The organism is Siculibacillus lacustris (genome assembly GCF_004328075.1).
Lineage (GTDB): Bacteria > Pseudomonadota > Alphaproteobacteria > Rhizobiales > Ancalomicrobiaceae > Siculibacillus > Siculibacillus lacustris.
In genome coordinates, this window is record NZ_SJFN01000003.1 from 211,339 (window position 1) to 227,184 (window position 15,846).

Genomic DNA, 15,846 nt, shown 5'->3' on the forward strand with positions numbered 1-15,846 from the left:
GTCCCGAGTCACTCTGCCGCCACGATGTCGGACGCCTCCTCCAAACCATATTCCTTGAGCTTGCGATAGAGCGTCGAGCGCCCGATCCCCAGTCGCCGGGCCACTTCGGTCATGCGGCCGCCGTAGTGATCGATGGCGATGCGAATCATTTCCTCCTCGATCGCGGCGAGATCACGGACGTGACCGTCGCCGTCGAGCGATCGCAGGAATCCGAAGGGGGTCGGGCCCGATCCCATGGTCAGGCCGGAGGGGCTCGGCGACCAGCCGGTCATGGCGTCGCCGCCACGGGGCGCCAGCGGGTCGGCGCGTCCGGCCTCGCCGTCGCCGAGGCGGGGCGTCGGGCGGGCCGCCTCGCCGGTGACCAGCGGCCGGTGGCGATCGAGCACCGCGACGGTGCCGACCTGGGCGGCGACCTGCGGGAATTCGTCGGGGCCGAGGACCTCGCCGTCGGCCAGCACCACGGCGCGGAACACCGCATTCTCGAGCTGGCGGACATTGCCCGGCCAGTCGTAGGCCTCGAGCAGGGCCATCGCCTCGCGGTCGACGCCGATCACCCGGCGGCGGCCCTGTTCGGCGGCGAAGCGGGCGACGAAGGTCTTGACCAGATCGGGCAGGTCCTCCTTGCGCTCGCGCAGGGGCGGCACGAAGATCGGGAAGACGTTCAGCCGATAATAGAGATCCTCGCGGAAGCGACCTTCCTTGGTCATGTCGAGCATCGACCGGTTGGTCGCCGAGATCAGGCGGAAGTCGACCTTGACCGGACGGCGCCCGCCGACCGGATCGACCTCGCCCTCCTGGATGGCGCGCAGCAGTTTGACCTGGATGTCGGGGGCGAGCTCGCCGACCTCGTCGAGGAACAGGGTGCCGCCGTGGGCCTCCTGGAACTTGCCGACGTGGCGATCGACGGCGCCGGTGAAGGCGCCCTTCTCGTGGCCGAACAGGATCGACTCGACCAGATGCTCGGGGATCGCGCCGCAGTTCACCGTGACGAAGGGCCGGGCGCGGCGGTCGGACGAGCCCTGGATGGCGCGGGCGATCAGCTCCTTGCCGACGCCGCTCTCACCCTCGATCAGGATCGGGATGTTGGAGGCCGCCGCCCGACGGCCGAGGCGGATGACCCGCTCCATCGCCGGCGAGGCCGAGGCGAGATCGTCGAAGGTCAGCGTACCGGTGGCGGTGCGGCGGGCGCGGACCACCTCGCCCTCGAGGGTGGCGAGCTTCAGGGCGTTCTGGATCGAGACCTGGAGGCGCTCGGGCGACACCGGCTTGACCACGAAGTCGAAGGCGCCGGCGCGCATCGCCGAGACGATGGTGTCGATGCCGCCCTGGCTGGTCTGGACGATCACCGGCACGGCGCTGCCGGATTCGCGCAGCTTGAGGAGCACCGCCATGCCGTCGAGATCGGGCATCACCAGATCGAGCACGACCAGGGCGACGGTGCGGCCGTCGGGGCCGGCCATCACCCGCAGGGCTTCGGCGCCGCCGGAGACGACGATCGGCAGATGCCCGAAGCGACGCACCGCCTCTTCGAGGAGGCGGCGTTGGATGGGGTCGTCGTCGACGACGAGGATGCGCTCGGCCATGGGGTGCTGGTCGCCCGTTAGGGGTTTCGTCCCGAATCGGGTCGATGGTGGGGGGTGGAGGTTGATCGTTGGTTAACGCCGCCGGCGTTCGCAGTCCCGGTTCCGGGCGATCGCCGGCGGGAAGAACGGCGGCAAAGGTTGAAGCCGGGCCGCGCGACCCGATATGGAAGGAGAAGCGCGTCGCTCGATCGGGGCGGCGCTCATCCCCACAATCCACCGCCCGAGGATCGCGTCGCCGATGACCGTCTCCCCCGCCCGTCTCTCCGTCGTCTCCGATCAGGCCCGTTCGGGCGGGTCGTCCTCGCCCTTCGGCGCCCTGCCCGAATGGGATCTCGGCGATCTCTATCCGTCGATCGACGGGCCGGAGGTCGCCGCCGACCTCGCCCGTGGCCTCGCGACGTCGCGCGACTTCGAGCTTCGCGCCAAGGGCAGGCTCGGCGCCATCGCCGCGACCGGCGACGCGACGGCGCTGCTCGGTCTGGTGCGCGCCTACGAGGCGATCCAGGATCTGCTCGGCAAGATCGGCTCCTTCGCCGGTCTGGTCTATGCCGGCGACACCACCGACGCCGGCCGCGCCAAGTTCTACGGCGACGTCCAGGACAAGCTGACCCAGGCCGGCACCCACCTGCTGTTCTTCGAACTCGAGCTCAACCGCATCGACGACGCGGCGATCGACGCGCTGATCGGTGCCGACGCCGGGCTCGCCCATTATCGGCCGTGGTTCGAGGACATCCGCAAGGAGAAGCCGCACCAGCTCTCCGACGAGATCGAGAAACTGTTCCACGAGAAGTACCTGACCGGGGCGGCGGCGTGGAACCGGCTGTTCGACGAGACGGTGTCGAGCCTGCGCTTCCGGCTCGGCGAGGAGGAACTGACCCTCGAGCCGACGCTGGCGCGGCTCCAGGACGCCGACGAGGGACGGCGGCGCGAGGCGGCGGAAGCCCTGGCGGCGACCTTCCGCGCCAACCTGCGCACCTTCACGCTGATCACCAACGTGCTCGCCAAGGACAAGGAGATCTCCGACACTTGGCGCCACTTCGAGGATCCCGCCGACGCGCGCCATCTCTCCAACCGCGTCGAGCGGGCGGTGGTCGATGCGCTGGTGGCGGCGGCGCGCGCCGCCTTCCCGCGGCTGTCGCATCGCTACTACGCGCTGAAGGCCAAGTGGATGGGCAAGACGCGGCTCGAGCACTGGGATCGCAACGCGCCGCTGGCCAGCGCGCCGAGCCGGGTGATCGCCTGGGACGAGGCGCGCGACACCGTGCTGTCGGCCTACGGCCGCTTCTCGCCGAGGCTCGCGGAACTGGGCAAGCGCTTCTTCGACAATCCGTGGATCGATGCGCCGACCCGGCCGGGCAAGGCGCCGGGGGCCTTCGCCCATCCGACGGTGCCGTCGAGCCATCCCTATCTGCTGGTCAACTACCAGGGCAAGGTGCGGGACGTGATGACGCTCGCCCACGAGCTCGGCCACGGCGTGCACCAGCTGCTGGCCGGCGCCAACGGGCCGCTGATGGCGCCGACGCCCTTGACGCTGGCCGAGACCGCCTCGGTGTTCGGCGAGATGCTGACCTTCCGGGCGCTGCTCGCCGACGCCGGGTCCAAGGACGAGAAGCGGGCGATGCTCGCCTCCAAGGTCGAGGACATGATCAACACGGTGGTCCGCCAGATCGCCTTCTACACCTTCGAGCGCAAGGTGCACGAGGCGCGGCGGGCGGGCGAGCTGACCTCGGAAGACATCTGTCGGTTCTGGATGGAGGTTCAGGGCGAGAGCCTCGGGCCGTCGATCCGGCTCGCCGACGGTTACGAGAGCTTCTGGGTGTACATCTCGCACTTCGTGCATTCGCCGTTCTACGTCTATGCCTATGCCTTCGGCGACTGTCTGGTGAACTCGCTCTACGGCGCCTATCAGCGCGCCCCCGAAGGCTTCCCGGAGAAGTACTTCGCACTGCTGGAAGCCGGCGGCACCAAGCACCACACCGAGTTGCTCGCCCCCTTCGGCCTCGACGCCACCGATCCGGCGTTCTGGTCGGTCGGGCTGTCGGTGATCGAAGGCCTGATCGACGAGTTGGAGGCGATGGAGGGGTGAGGTCCGGTCGGACGCCGTCGGCGTCCGACGCGGAGGTCCGGTGGACCTCCGATCTACGTTATCAGCGGTAATCATGCGATGTCAGAGACCACCACCTATGTGGCGCTTTTCTGCCAGTTTCATGCGGCCTTGGTGGTTTCCCGGCTCTTCCCTTGCACCCCCCAAGCGTCGGGCGTATGAGGGGCCATCTGAGGGACCACAAAGGAACACCAGCCATGGCCCGCGCCTCGTTTCGCCTCACCGCCATGGGTATCCGACACCTCAAGGAACCCGGGCGGCATGTCGACGGAGACGGTCTTGCCCTCCTCATCGGCGAACCGACGAAGGACGGAAGCACCGGCCGGCGACGCTGGACGCTCCGATATCGGCACGATGGGAAACAGTTCGAGGTCGGGCTTGGGACTGCTGATGGTCCAGCCGCGGTGACACTCGCCGAAGCTCGGAAGCGGGCGGCCGATATCCAGGCTTCGGTGAAGCAGGGCGAGCCGCCTCACCTGACGACGAAGACCTCGGTGCCGACGTTTGGGGATGTGGCAGACGACGTGGTGGCGGCTCGCCGCGCGGGGCTCACCAGCAAGATCCAGGGCGCGCAGTGGGCGCGCTCCCTCGGCACGATCCCGACCGACCCCGACCGCTCCCGAACAGACAACGCCGCCTTCGGGCGTCGCACTGCCGCCCTCGCAGCCCTTCGAGCGAAGCCGGTTGACGGAGTGACCACTGATGACGTCGTCGCGGTTCTACGGCCCATCTGGACCGTCACACCGGAGACGGCAAGCCGGACGCGTCAGCGGATAGAGATCGTCTTGGACGCGGCGAAAGCGCGGGGGCTGAGGACGGGGGATAACCCCGCACGGTGGCGCGACAGCCTTGCCTACATCCTGCCCCCCAAGCCGCGAAGGGAGGCGGCCCACCATGGGGCGATGGCCTTCGCCAAGTTGCCGGCCTTCTGGCGACGCCTCGATGAGATCGAAGCGCCGAGCATGCCAGTGCTCATTCTCCAGTTCGCCATCCTGACCGCGACACGATGGTCCGAGGCGGCCGGCGCCCGATGGTCCGAGATCGACGGGGAGACCGCCGTGTGGGCCATTCCGGCGGTGCGGATGAAGCAGGGGCGCACCCATCGCGTCCCCCTGTCAGCGGGCGCCCTGGCGGTCCTGCAAAGGGTCGCTCTACTTCGCCGAGATGGGGTTGACCTCGTCTTCGTTGGGCACAGAAACGGCAAGGCGTTCCCCTCGATCGGGTCGCGGTCCAAGCTCAACTTGATGATGAACGGCGCCACCGCGCACGGCATGAGGTCCACCTTCCGCGATTGGGCCGGCGAGATGACCGACCATGCTCGCGAGGTGGCAGAGGCCGCGCTTGCGCATCAGGTCGGCAACGCCGTCGAGGCCGCATACCGTCGTGGCGATGCGCTGGCGAAGCGGCGGGTGCTGATGGACGACTGGTCCGCCTACGTCACCGGTAAAGAGCGCTCTGCCTGCGCATAATCCCGATTGCCCTCGCACGAAGTGCGAGGGCGGCGGAGTGGCGGAGCGGCAATGTCTCCGCCAGCGCAAGGCGCATGTGGTGAGCGTGGCAGTCGGACGCGAGCGGGGCGGGTCGGAACCCCGACTGGGCAGAAAGCAAAACCCCGCCGAAGTTGGCGGGGTTGGCTGAAGGCAGTGAAAGCCGACCATAAAGATCACGCGGCGCGAGCGTGAATTGATCTGCGCCGATAAAGCCAGAACCCCATGAGGCCGAGTATTGCGGGCAACCCGACACCCGCTTGTGGTCCGGGTACTGCGGCAACGGTTCCGAAGGTTGTCACGTATCCATAATTTCCGGCGTATGCACCTGCGTCGCTTTGCCCAAGGGAGCCGTTATACGCAATTGATACGAGAGGGTTTGCTCCAAATGCTTGCAGCGTTGGCTGGTCCCGATAAGGCGAATCACTCGCCACAAAATCCACCAGAAGGTTGCCCTTCGAGGGATCATAGGTAAAGGCATTCCCGGCAAACGTGAGAAGGCCGCCAATAAACGAGCCATATTGGTATATTCCGCCAGTTAGGCTTGCAGAGATATTGAATGATCCAAAATTGGAAATTAGATTTCCCTTGTTTGAAGAAAGATCGGTACTGAGGGCGCCGATATTCTTTGTCGTTTGATAGAATGACACGGTGAGAAGCGTCGGGTCTGAGAAATTTGTCGATGTAGAAGCATTATAAAGAGAAAGACTATTTATTGTGGTTGTTCCATTAAACAATGAAGACGAGTAAACTTGTTGAAATTCAGCGACATCGTTTAGTATTCCCCAATCAAATTCATGGGTCCCAACCGTTACATCAGTTGCATGGCTGGCTGGTGTCGCGGATAAAATTAAAATGTAGCTCAAGCAAATCGCTTTGATGGCATGGGAAATACGCATATCTCTGTCTCCTACGCAAAAAATTCGCTTCCCGCTCTAATCTGCCATCGCATTTCAGGTGGCTTACCCAAGGTTAATCAATCATTAATGTTTGTCAACCTGCAGAATGCTGTTGCCATAAACACAATCACAACCTGATCGCTTTTTGTGCAGCGGGGTGTTGTGGAAAATTGTGTCTCTCGGTTCCGTTGCTGCGTGGTGGTCCCGGGGCGAGCGCCTTGCCATCGTGACACCGCATCTACCCAGACCTGCGATACCCCGCACACGCGCGCGGGGTGTTGATCAACACGGCAACTCGGGTGCACCGTTTCATCTCGGGCCGACGCCCGGCCCATTCCGAAACCTTCGGATTTGCACGACCCTGATGCCGGCGCTGACGCCGTGTGTCGCCCGCTACCCCACCGACCATCTCCCGCGCCTGCCCAGCCCCCAAGAAAGGGACCACATCGTCATGCCCAGCACCCCCACCTTCGTGATGCCGGCCGACACCATGCTCGAACTCTGCCGCGAGCATTCCGACCAGCTCCACAGCACCGCAACCCGGAAGATCATTGAAGCCGGCGATCTGATCGCCGACGCCCTCGGCCGTGCCGAGGATCTGTTCAGCGGCGCCGCTGACCTCGTCGGCGAGGCGGCCGACCTCCGGCTCGAGGCCGACGGCGCGGACAGCATCGCCGAAGAGGTCGAGCGGCAGATTGCCGCGATCCGTCGCCCCGAGCGCACCCCCGCGCTGCCGGAACGGTACAGCTTCCGGGGAGGACCTGGCGCGTTCGAGGCATTTGTAAAGAACGAGCAGAAGGACAGAGCGTTGCGCGCCAAGTTGGATGCGTTCTATGCCAGATAACGCCTATGTGTTCAACAGCACAACGCCGCCGTCTGTAAACGGTGGCACCTTCATCATGACAAAAGGTGATCCATGACCACGCGTAAACGGCCTCTGTATCCTCGCTCCCCCTGCGAAGGCAACGATTGGGGCGCCCTTCCGAACGACGGCAAGGTCTGGCGTATCCGGAAACAAGGTTGGGATACTCGCCCTTATTGGGCCTACTCGAAATTCGTCTAATCTGATCGTGGGGAGAGCTGCCAGCAAGAGGTTAGGACCTTACCCCCTCGCTGGCGCTCGATCCGTGGTCGGCCGGGTAGAGGACCCACAGCCCACGGGAAATTATAGTTCGCAGGGGGGTGCCCGCAAGGACCAGTACGGGGTTGCCACTATTTTCGCGCGCACTATGATTTTACCCCGAGATGACAAACTTGACAGTATGTGCAATGTGGACGGACGTGCATCGCACGGCCAACCGTCGAGGGGCGATCGTGGACGAATATTTGACGTCATTGGAAGTCGGAGCACTTCTCGGCATCACCAGAGCGGGCGTTGCCCAGAAGTTCAAGGCCGGCACCCTTACCGGGTTCAAGCTCGGCAATTCGACCTCCCCCCTTCGGATCGATCGAAGCTGCGTCGAGGCGATCATGGGCCGCCCGGTCACGGAGGAGATGGTCAACGCCGCCATCGCGGCCCGCAAGACGAAATCATCCGTTGCAACAAAACCCAAGAATGAGAATTAAAACGAAAAGCCCGCAACACTTGCCGGTGTCGCGGGCTAGATGGGAAGCATTCTATGAACGTTCGCACTGTAGGCGTACCAGCAATCGACGTCAATGAACTTGAAGCAGAAAACGCAGATATTGTCCCGGCGCCCGAGCGCAAGGTATCTGCCGAGCTACAAAAAGTCGTCGACGCCCGTGGTATGCCTCATGGCTACGTGACTATTGCTCGTCGCGGCGTCGAGGGTAATGCGCGTAACGGAAAGGGGAAGCGTTACTATCACGATGAACCTCGCGACTCGCGATTTTCGCTCCCACATTGGGTGGCCCGCGGGATGCCTAGATCCCACCTCCCGCGTATGCCGATCGGAAAGCGCAGATTTGTCGATAACAGCGGCAACCGCATCACTCTCGAGCAGCGCGACGGGAACGGGAATTACAAAACGGTTGGCGAATACGACATGCCGACCTTGTGGGATCTACATCGCTTTCCCGTATGGGGGCTCGACGACGTCTTTAATCTCTTGAAGACCCGCGAGGATGCCGCCTTCACTGGTACGCCCGCGATCAGGCGCGAAAGCGCGCTTCTGCATGGCGACATCGTTGGAGCGGTGCATGGCGACATCATCGGAGCGGACGAAGGGTTCTGTCTCAACGCTCAGCGTCGTTCCGTGGACGACAAGCACAGCCTTCCTACGATCCGGGATGCTCCGAATACCGTCTTCGCGCTCGACGTCGAACATATCGACCCGGGCTTCTATTTGGTGGAATACAAGGATAGCGCATTCGATCCCCAGAACCGCGCCGAGATCGTGCGCTTGACGCGGGCCATATTGCCGGAATGGCTGCGCACCGCGGCTTTCGTGGTCCAGTTGTCGGCGTCGCACGGCTTCGGCGCCGGGAATGATGCCGTCCGGCTTCGGGTGTTTTTCGTGACCTCGAAGCCTCTCACGTTGCCCGAGTTGAAGAACGTCATCGCCGACCGGCTCATCGAAAGCGGCAACCCCGATCCCTGGCGTGTGTTCGACGCGGCGCTCTTCAAGTCGGCGCAACCGATTTACATCAACACCTTCATCGAGAGCCCTACCACCGAGGGGAGAACTCTGAATACGGCGAGGGTCGTCATGACCGACGATCCTTTCGCCCCGCGGCTGTTCCGTGCGATGGGGACGCCCTACGCCGTAGTCCCCGAAGATCTGAAGGCCGATCGGACGAACCCGGTTCGCAGCAAGGACGGCAAGCGCCACGTCGCCAAGGGGAGCACACCCAGCCCCCGTGTCCGCACCAAGGACGACCGCGAGGCCCTCGCCGTGATGGTGGCCGACCCTTTCCACGGATCGCTCCTGGTAGCCGCTGGCGCCCTCATCAGGAACAAGCCGAACCGGCCGCTCGCCAATGTCGAGGCCCTTCTCCTTGCCCGCCTGGACGTCATCAAGCGGGAGAACGATGCTGCCCTGGAAAGGGCTCGCCGTGCCAAGAGCGAGGGCCGGCTGGTCAAGGATAACCCCCGACGCGACGGCCGCTTTCAGGGCGACTGCGCGACCGAGAAGCGAGAGATCGCCAGCGTCGTCCAGTCCATCGGGCGCCACTACGAAGACGCTCGCGCTCCCTCAGCCGGAAGCCTTGCCGCCTATCGGCCGGGCGTTCCCGCGCTCACCATCGCCGAGGCATCGGCCGTCACTCAAGGCGTCATCGACCGCGTCATCGCGGTGGCGAAGGGCATCAAGGTGCAGAAGCTCGTGGTCCGCCGTGCCGAGCGTCAGGTCAAGCGGCATCACCTCGGCGCCGTCCTTCGCCACACGGTGGCATTCGAGAAGCTCCAGGCCATGGTGAAGGAGTTGACGGTCGAGGTGGTGTCGGTTTCGACCGGCGTCGGCAAATCGTACTTGATGCTCCTGGCCTTGCAGGCGCTCAAGGGCTCCGGTCTTCGCGTCGCCCTGTGGGTGCCGGACCACGATCTTGCGCAGGCGCACGAGGCCAAGCTCCGCGGCTACGGCGTCAGAGTGATGCGGTATCAGGGCCTGGAGCGGATGTGCCTCCTGAAGACCGAGCACGACGACAACAGCGCGCTCGAATTCGTCGGGGCGAAGGGCGAGGCCACGGCGGCGTGTCGCGGCTGTAGCCTTGCGGGGGACTGCAAGTACAACGGTCAAAGGCTTCTCGCCCGGCAGTCCGAAGTGGTCATCCTGTGCGGACCGGGGCTCATCTTCGGGTCCTCTCCCGTCATGATGCGCCGGGCCGGGTTTAATCAGGTCTTCGGCGATCCGCTGAACGGCTCCGATATGGCCATCCACGAGGACGACGACGGCGCGAAAGCGGATACGTGGGGCGCCATTGGCGACCAGATCGACGACGACGAGTGGGATGCCGCTTTCGCGTACTACGAGGCGAACGGTATCGATCTCGGCGAACGTCTCTCTCTGACCAGCGGCGCCTTCGACCTCATCATCGCCGACGAGGCCAATCCGGCCAAATGGGTGGATGGGAACCTCTTGGACGTCAAGACGCTCGACGACTTCGCCACGTTGTCGACCGGGACCGCGGAAGGTGACGGCGGACGTCGAGGCTATTGGCTGGAGCGGGTGAAGCGCGTCGCGGCGACCATGAGTGCGAAGCTCAAGGCATCACCCGAGGGCTGGGCATTCGACTTCGTGAGGGAGAGGGGCGCACTCGCAGCGTGCCGAGGCATGTGCACGGGCGCCTATTGGCGGCCGAGTGCTGCCGAGGCCAAGGTGGTGTGCAACACCGACGAGGCCGTGAACGGGGCGGCGCGGAAGCGCATCCGCGAGAAGCTGAAGTTCAACCAAAAGCTGGACCGGCTGATGGACCTCTCCTTCATCCACCCGTCCGCCGGCTTCGAGCTGGAGGTCGAGGCGACGACAGAGGATGAGGAGCGCAAACTCCGCTATTTCAGCCGGTCTCGGATGCACCAGCACTGGCGCAACACGCCAATGCTGATCCTCGACGCGACCGCTCACGAGGTCGCGCTGAGGAAGTTCTTCCCGCGGCTCGCCTTCACCGAGGCACGGGCGCGGGATGGCTGGGGGACATGGCGGGTCTTCGTCTCGCAGGGGCCGGGACTTCGGACCTTGGGCGCCTCCACCATGGCGGTCGGCGAGGTTGGTGAGTCCCGTTGCCGGTTCCGGGGTGTCCGGTACCCGGATGGTACCAAGCTGCCGCTGAGGGACCGCACAAAGGACGGTGAGCGGGGGAAGGTCCCCGACGTCGGCCCGCGCGCCGTGAACCTGTTGAACTACCTCTCGGCGGGAACACGGAACGGGGCGTTCTTCGACGCCGAGCGCCCGATGAAGATCGGCATCGTCGCACCGAAGGTCGCCGAGAGTGCCTTTGCTGAGCTGAAGCGGGCGAACCTGTCGACGCTGCACTTCGGCAAGCAGCGCGGCCGGAACGACCTGGAGGGCGTAGATCGTCTTCTGGTTTTCGGGCAATCGACGCCTCAGATCAGGGAAATGATCCTCACGGCGGAAGCGCTGTTCGGCGAACGGGTCGACCGCACCGAGGACGACAACGACATGTGGCGGAAGCACATGCGAGAGGTCTTCGTGAAGGTCGGCACGGATGCGCAGGGTTACCCAGTCGCCGGGACCACCTTGGCCGAGGTATCCGGCTTCGACGATCCGGCGCTTCAGGTGGCGTACGACCTCCTGGTGACGTGCGAGTTGATCCAGGCCGATGGCCGCGGTCGTTCGGTTCGTGGCGACACGTTCGATTGGATCGACATCGTCCATTGCCTTCGGTCGCCGCTGCCGGGCGTGGTGTATACGAACGTCGAGTGGTCGGCGCTGGAGCACTTCGAACCGACGACGGCGACGGGCGAAGCCGTGGCCGTGATCGCCGCGGGCGACGACCGCTCGGGCTTGGCGGCATGGGCTCGAGCGCTCGGATACGATGCGCCGGAGGTCGAAGCCGCGATCGGCCGTTGGCGGGAGCAGAGCATTGCGGGGGGCACTTTCGCCGAGATGCTGAAGCGCGCTCATGCCCGCCATGGTGAGGACGTCATGGCGTCGGGTTGCCTCTGAAAGGGCGATGTGGCAGAGGCCTCGGCGGATAGCTAAATGAAAACAGGTACATGAAGCGCGTACCCCCCGTTTGGCCTCCAAAGAATAGTATATAGGAGGCCAAAGGGGGGGTACGCGGATGATGTTATTGAAATCATTGATGTATCGGCCGAGGCCTCTGCCACATCGAGTTTTCCGCGCTTTCGAGATGCCGCGAGTGATGGCTCGGCATTCCCCCCCCACGACCTCAGCAAGGGTGTGGGGACATTGACGTCGCCGCTTTCCTCGCGGACCAGTCGGTGACTGCGCGCGATTCGATCTGGGCGTTCAGATCAGGGACATCCCTAGTCCGGCGCCATGCCTGTACTCAGATCGGGAAATTGATGTAAGTACCAATTTATAAGCAGATAAATCACACTCAATCCAAGTATCTGGAATTTTTAATCCACCTATAAATGGTGGACTGCAGTATCATAACAAAATCAAAAATTGTGATAATCACCAATACGGAGAGATGCTGGTCTTCCATTCTAGCTGAATGATAAAAAACAAATAGAAACAACGCGCCCCAGAGAAAAGATTTATTAATAAAGTGAACTATTTTATACTTAAATATGCTGTCATCAATGATACCAATGCGAAAATATATGAAGACACAGCTTATAATTGCGAAAAATACAAAAACATCTATAACCCGAACTGGCTTATGATTGGCGGTGAGCCCAAAGAAGACCATTGCAAAAAATATGACTATTGGTCCCAGGAGGGCTGCTTTGAATAGAAAATTGCCGATTCGGTTCCACATAGAATTTCTTTCGAGGAAGAGTAACAGTGCTCGATCTCAGGTTTGCCCTCCCTCTCGGGAAGATCTCATTCAGAGGTTCCCGACTTACCAAAAAAAATGCTGAATGCTCATGGTGATATTCAATATGTCGGAATGAACGCCGAGTCTAGCTGCCGTCAGCCGCGGTGCATGACTCAACCCCATTCATAATGTTGGGGTACCGAGCTTGGCGCGATACCCCACGCCCCTACCCAGGGTGTGGGGGGCAACGGCAGCAAGACCAGCACGCGCTCGACGCTGGGTCGCTCCAGCACTGCTTTACGCCCGAGCGCGGACTTTCGACCTGCTTCGCTCGATTTACCGAAGTTGGCCGACAGCAGATGATTATCATGGGGCTTGTGAGCGTCTATCACCGGAACGCTTCCGCTGCCGTGGATTGCGGCTGGTCGACGGCGATGCTCATTCCCGTAACAATCGGGCAAGGGACGAGGAGACCAGCAGCGGTTGTTCGATCGTAGAAGCATGCCCACAATCGGGTACGACGACCAGAGTTGCTCCGGGAATGAGGGACGCGATCTCCTCCGACCGCTCCGGCGGCGTGAGCGCATCGCAGTCGCCGACGAGGACGAGCGTCGGAACTCGGATCGCCGCGAGACCCGGGCGGGAATCGGGGCGGTTGATCACCGCTTCGGTTTGCCGAGCAAACCCTTCCAAGCCGACCGCCAGGCCCATCCTTCTATTAATCTGACGCAGGTTTGCGTCCGCACGGCGTGAGGGATGCAGGATCGAGGTGAGCGCTTCTTCGCTCCAGGCGGCGAAGTCGCTCTCCCGAGCTTGCGCCAACATCGCCCGGCGCTGGTTTGACTGCTCGGGTGTGTCGGATTGTGCTGACGTGTCGAGGAGTGCAAGCCTTGCTACCCGTTCGGGTGCCTGCCGCATGATCTCCATGCAAATATACCCACCCATCGAGATCCCGACCAATGCGAAGCGCGGTGGAGCATCGTCCAGGATAGCGGCCGCCATCTCGGCGATGGTTTCTCCAGCCAAGGTCGACGCGGTCGTGACCGGCCCGAATTCCCACAGGGCTACCGATTGAGGAGCGAAGGCCTCTGCCGAACAGAGCAGGCCGGGTACGAAGACGATTGGGGTCATTATCACCACCTATGGGGTTTTGAGACGGTCCTTTTACCCAAGCCTGACTGGCTTGCCGCGGCCAGACAACCGGTTTCCCGATTTGTAGAGGACGCGCGGTGCGGTGCTGGTGCTGCCGATACGGAGCGTCAAAAATGACACAGGGCTATCGACTTTAGGAAGCCGTAGCCGGCCGGCGCGACCCACACGCCCCTGCATCGATTGTGGGGGCGGAAGATGCCGGACCAGCGCTCGCCTTGGTTCGTCCCGGCTGGTTCTATCGACACTCCGGCGGCCTTGGCATCTATGGTCTCACGGCAACAACCCAAGCGCGGGTCCTCCCGGCGAACCCGCAGAGCGAAGCGGGGCCTGAGCCCACCGCCATGTTTGACCGTTTGTCCCTCTTTTCCGACCTGCTACGCCGTCCAGGGAGGCGCCGCCAGCGTCCGATTAGGGGTAGACCGCTACCCATATGGCTCTGGGGCCATGTCGACCGCTAGGGGTAGCTCTGAGCCGCCGGATACGATGGTCCTGCCGGCACAGATCAAAAAGGCGCCGCCTCCCTTCGAAGCCGACGATCGACCGGCAAGGGCAACTCCGCAGGCGCTTGGCTCCTCCGTCGTCCCATCCCCCCGACGACTTTCGATTTATTTTGAATTCGTCGTAATCAGCGGTTGACACGCGGTCCGCGGAATGGCATGAAATGATCATCAGCAGAATTGCGCCGCGCGGGACATAGACCGCAACCCCTCCCTCGCGCAAACACCAGATCCGCAAGCCCGCCCGGCACCTGTCGAGGCGGGTTTTCTGTGTCCTCCACAATGAGGTGAACCTCCATGACTGCCCAGCTACTCCAGCTCCTTCAGGCGGCGCAGGCGCTCAACACAAGCCGGTCGACCCTGGAAAAACTGATCCGTGAGGGCGACGTCCGAACGGTCAAACTCGGTCGCCGCACGATGATCCCAGCCGCCGAGATCGACCGCATCGCCGCAGGCAAGCCCCGAGACGACGTCGCTGCCGCCTTCGTGTAATCGCCTCCTACCTGCCCCTGACCTCGCACCCTGCCCAGCCCGCACCAGCGTGCCCTGGAGCCTCGGCGAGGCCACCCCAGCCCGAACATCCTCTGACCTCCAGCAACCACGGCGCCACCAGCCCGAGGAAGGCATCACCATGTCCCGCTTCTCGATCTTCTTCCCGACCTGCTTCTCGACCTCCCCCGCAGTGCAGCATCAGCGCCGCCCGCTGCGTACCGCTCGATTTCATCCAGACACCGAGCACCCCACCGTCCTGACGCAGCACTGGCGTCGCTCTGCCCACCACTGATCGTCATCGGCCCTCCCAGCCGACCCCGACCTCTTGCAATGCGAGACTAAGTCTATGCCCGACTTCCGATCCCCCATTTCCAAAATCGCTCAACGCCTGACCCGCGACGCCGAGAAAGCCCAGGCGATCCACGACTACGACATGAATAGCGGTGTCGCGCTTTCAAAGTATCCGGACCTGATCGAAGTCACAAGAGAAGCAGAGCGCATGTCCAACACGAAGGATGGCGCCAAGGAACTCTGGGATGATCTTCTCTTTACGGTCGTTGAAAAGTCAACTAAGGTTGATATAGAAACGGGTATCGTACTTGATGAAATATTGAAGCACAGCACAACAGGTGAAAACCTTGCTGACATCATCAAGCGTCCGAATTTCCCCATCAAGAAAACGCGAGCATACGTCTGTCTGAGGATTGTCCGGTCTGGCATTCTCGACCGGACGAACTTCGGAATGCTGCCCACTGGCATTCTCGACACGCTCTCGGCACCGGGCTGCCAGCCGTCGACCCTCGAATGGGCCACGCACCTCGTCGCCCAGGGCAAACCGCCGACGCTGGCCCAAGTGCGCGCCCGCGACGCCTCCGACCGTGCCGCGGCAAAGACGACGAAGGCTCACGTCTCCAATGTCGTCGCCTTCCAGCGACCGAAGCGCAACGCAGAGAAGGAGGCCTACATGGGCTCGTCATCGCCCGTGATCACGCTCGCCGGGTCGGTCGTCAAGCTGGACTGCGGGTTTCGGTAATGTCCGGACAGCGTTTTCGGTAATCTCCGGACAGCTCTTTCACTAATTCCCGGACAGCAATTCCGGTAATTCCCGGACAGTTTTGATGGCCGGTTCTCGGCTGCGCCGTTTGGCAGGTTGGGCTCTCACGAAGAAGAGAGGCCGACATGCCCAGACGGAAGCAAGCGAGACGAACGACCGTGAGAGATATCCGGACGATCCTGCGCCTGACCCATGAGCAGGGCCTATCA

At 62.9% G+C, this 15,846-nt stretch carries 10 protein-coding genes; 7 read left to right on the forward strand and 3 right to left on the reverse strand.

Annotated features, from left to right (window positions below; translation table 11 throughout):
* Positions 1-8 precede the first annotated feature (8 nt).
* Positions 9-1,583, reverse strand: a complete 1,575-nt coding sequence (locus tag EYW49_RS03495; protein ID WP_131306195.1) for a sigma-54-dependent transcriptional regulator — start codon at positions 1,581-1,583, stop codon at positions 9-11.
* Between the two features lie 238 nt (positions 1,584-1,821).
* Here EYW49_RS03495 and EYW49_RS03500 point away from each other — a divergent pair, with 238 nt between their 5' ends.
* Both EYW49_RS03500 and EYW49_RS03505 read left to right on the forward strand, forming a co-directional pair.
* Positions 1,822-3,669, forward strand: coding sequence for a M3 family oligoendopeptidase (locus EYW49_RS03500; RefSeq protein WP_131306198.1), 1,848 nt, complete (start codon positions 1,822-1,824; stop codon positions 3,667-3,669).
* Positions 3,670-3,884: 215 nt separating this feature from the next.
* Positions 3,885-5,156: a tyrosine-type recombinase/integrase gene (locus EYW49_RS03505; protein ID WP_165498111.1), complete on the forward strand. Its 1,272-nt coding sequence runs from the start codon at positions 3,885-3,887 to the stop codon at positions 5,154-5,156.
* 194 nt (positions 5,157-5,350) lie between these two features.
* Here the strand turns inward: EYW49_RS03505 and EYW49_RS03510 are convergent, their stop codons facing one another.
* The gene (locus EYW49_RS03510; RefSeq protein ID WP_131306204.1) at positions 5,351-6,073 is read right to left on the reverse strand and encodes a hypothetical protein; all 723 of its coding nucleotides are present in this window, start codon (positions 6,071-6,073) and stop codon (positions 5,351-5,353) included.
* Between the two features lie 451 nt (positions 6,074-6,524).
* Between EYW49_RS03510 and EYW49_RS03515 the strand changes: the two genes are divergently transcribed.
* From EYW49_RS03515 to EYW49_RS03525, 3 genes are all read left to right on the forward strand, one after another.
* Complete coding sequence (locus EYW49_RS03515; protein ID WP_131306207.1) at positions 6,525-6,917, forward strand: hypothetical protein; 393 nt, start codon at positions 6,525-6,527, stop codon at positions 6,915-6,917.
* Positions 6,918-7,387: 470 nt separating this feature from the next.
* On the forward strand, positions 7,388-7,639 hold the full coding sequence (locus tag EYW49_RS03520) for a DNA-binding protein (protein WP_131306210.1): 252 nt from the start codon (positions 7,388-7,390) through the stop codon (positions 7,637-7,639).
* A 53-nt stretch (positions 7,640-7,692) separates the two neighbouring features.
* Positions 7,693-11,658, forward strand: coding sequence for a hypothetical protein (locus EYW49_RS03525; protein ID WP_131306215.1), 3,966 nt, complete (start codon positions 7,693-7,695; stop codon positions 11,656-11,658).
* Positions 11,659-12,880: 1,222 nt separating this feature from the next.
* Here the strand turns inward: EYW49_RS03525 and EYW49_RS03530 are convergent.
* Entirely contained in the window at positions 12,881-13,573 is a 693-nt protein-coding gene (locus EYW49_RS03530) for an alpha/beta fold hydrolase (RefSeq protein WP_131306218.1), read from the reverse strand.
* A gap of 815 nt (positions 13,574-14,388) precedes the next feature.
* Here EYW49_RS03530 and EYW49_RS03535 point away from each other — a divergent pair.
* Positions 14,389-14,583: a helix-turn-helix domain-containing protein gene (locus EYW49_RS03535; RefSeq protein ID WP_131306221.1), complete on the forward strand. Its 195-nt coding sequence runs from the start codon at positions 14,389-14,391 to the stop codon at positions 14,581-14,583.
* 346 nt (positions 14,584-14,929) lie between these two features.
* Entirely contained in the window at positions 14,930-15,616 is a 687-nt protein-coding gene (locus EYW49_RS03540; protein ID WP_131306224.1) for a hypothetical protein, read from the forward strand.
* Positions 15,617-15,846: the final 230 nt, after the last annotated feature.

What these genes read in the sequence shown, in the direction of transcription:
- EYW49_RS03540 (WP_131306224.1), top strand. Translation starts at nt 14,930, where the DNA reads ATGCCCGACTTCCGATCCCCCATTTCCAAAATCGCTCAACGCCTGACC.
- EYW49_RS03515 (WP_131306207.1), top strand. Translation starts at nt 6,525, where the DNA reads ATGCCCAGCACCCCCACCTTCGTGATGCCGGCCGACACCATGCTCGAA.
- EYW49_RS03495 (WP_131306195.1), bottom strand. Translation starts at nt 1,583, where the DNA reads ATGGCCGAGCGCATCCTCGTCGTCGACGACGACCCCATCCAACGCCGC.
- EYW49_RS03505 (WP_165498111.1), top strand. Translation starts at nt 3,885, where the DNA reads ATGGCCCGCGCCTCGTTTCGCCTCACCGCCATGGGTATCCGACACCTC.
- EYW49_RS03535 (WP_131306221.1), top strand. Translation starts at nt 14,389, where the DNA reads ATGACTGCCCAGCTACTCCAGCTCCTTCAGGCGGCGCAGGCGCTCAAC.
- EYW49_RS03510 (WP_131306204.1), bottom strand. Translation starts at nt 6,073, where the DNA reads ATGCGTATTTCCCATGCCATCAAAGCGATTTGCTTGAGCTACATTTTA.
- EYW49_RS03530 (WP_131306218.1), bottom strand. Translation starts at nt 13,573, where the DNA reads ATGACCCCAATCGTCTTCGTACCCGGCCTGCTCTGTTCGGCAGAGGCC.
- EYW49_RS03500 (WP_131306198.1), top strand. Translation starts at nt 1,822, where the DNA reads ATGACCGTCTCCCCCGCCCGTCTCTCCGTCGTCTCCGATCAGGCCCGT.
- EYW49_RS03525 (WP_131306215.1), top strand. Translation starts at nt 7,693, where the DNA reads ATGAACGTTCGCACTGTAGGCGTACCAGCAATCGACGTCAATGAACTT.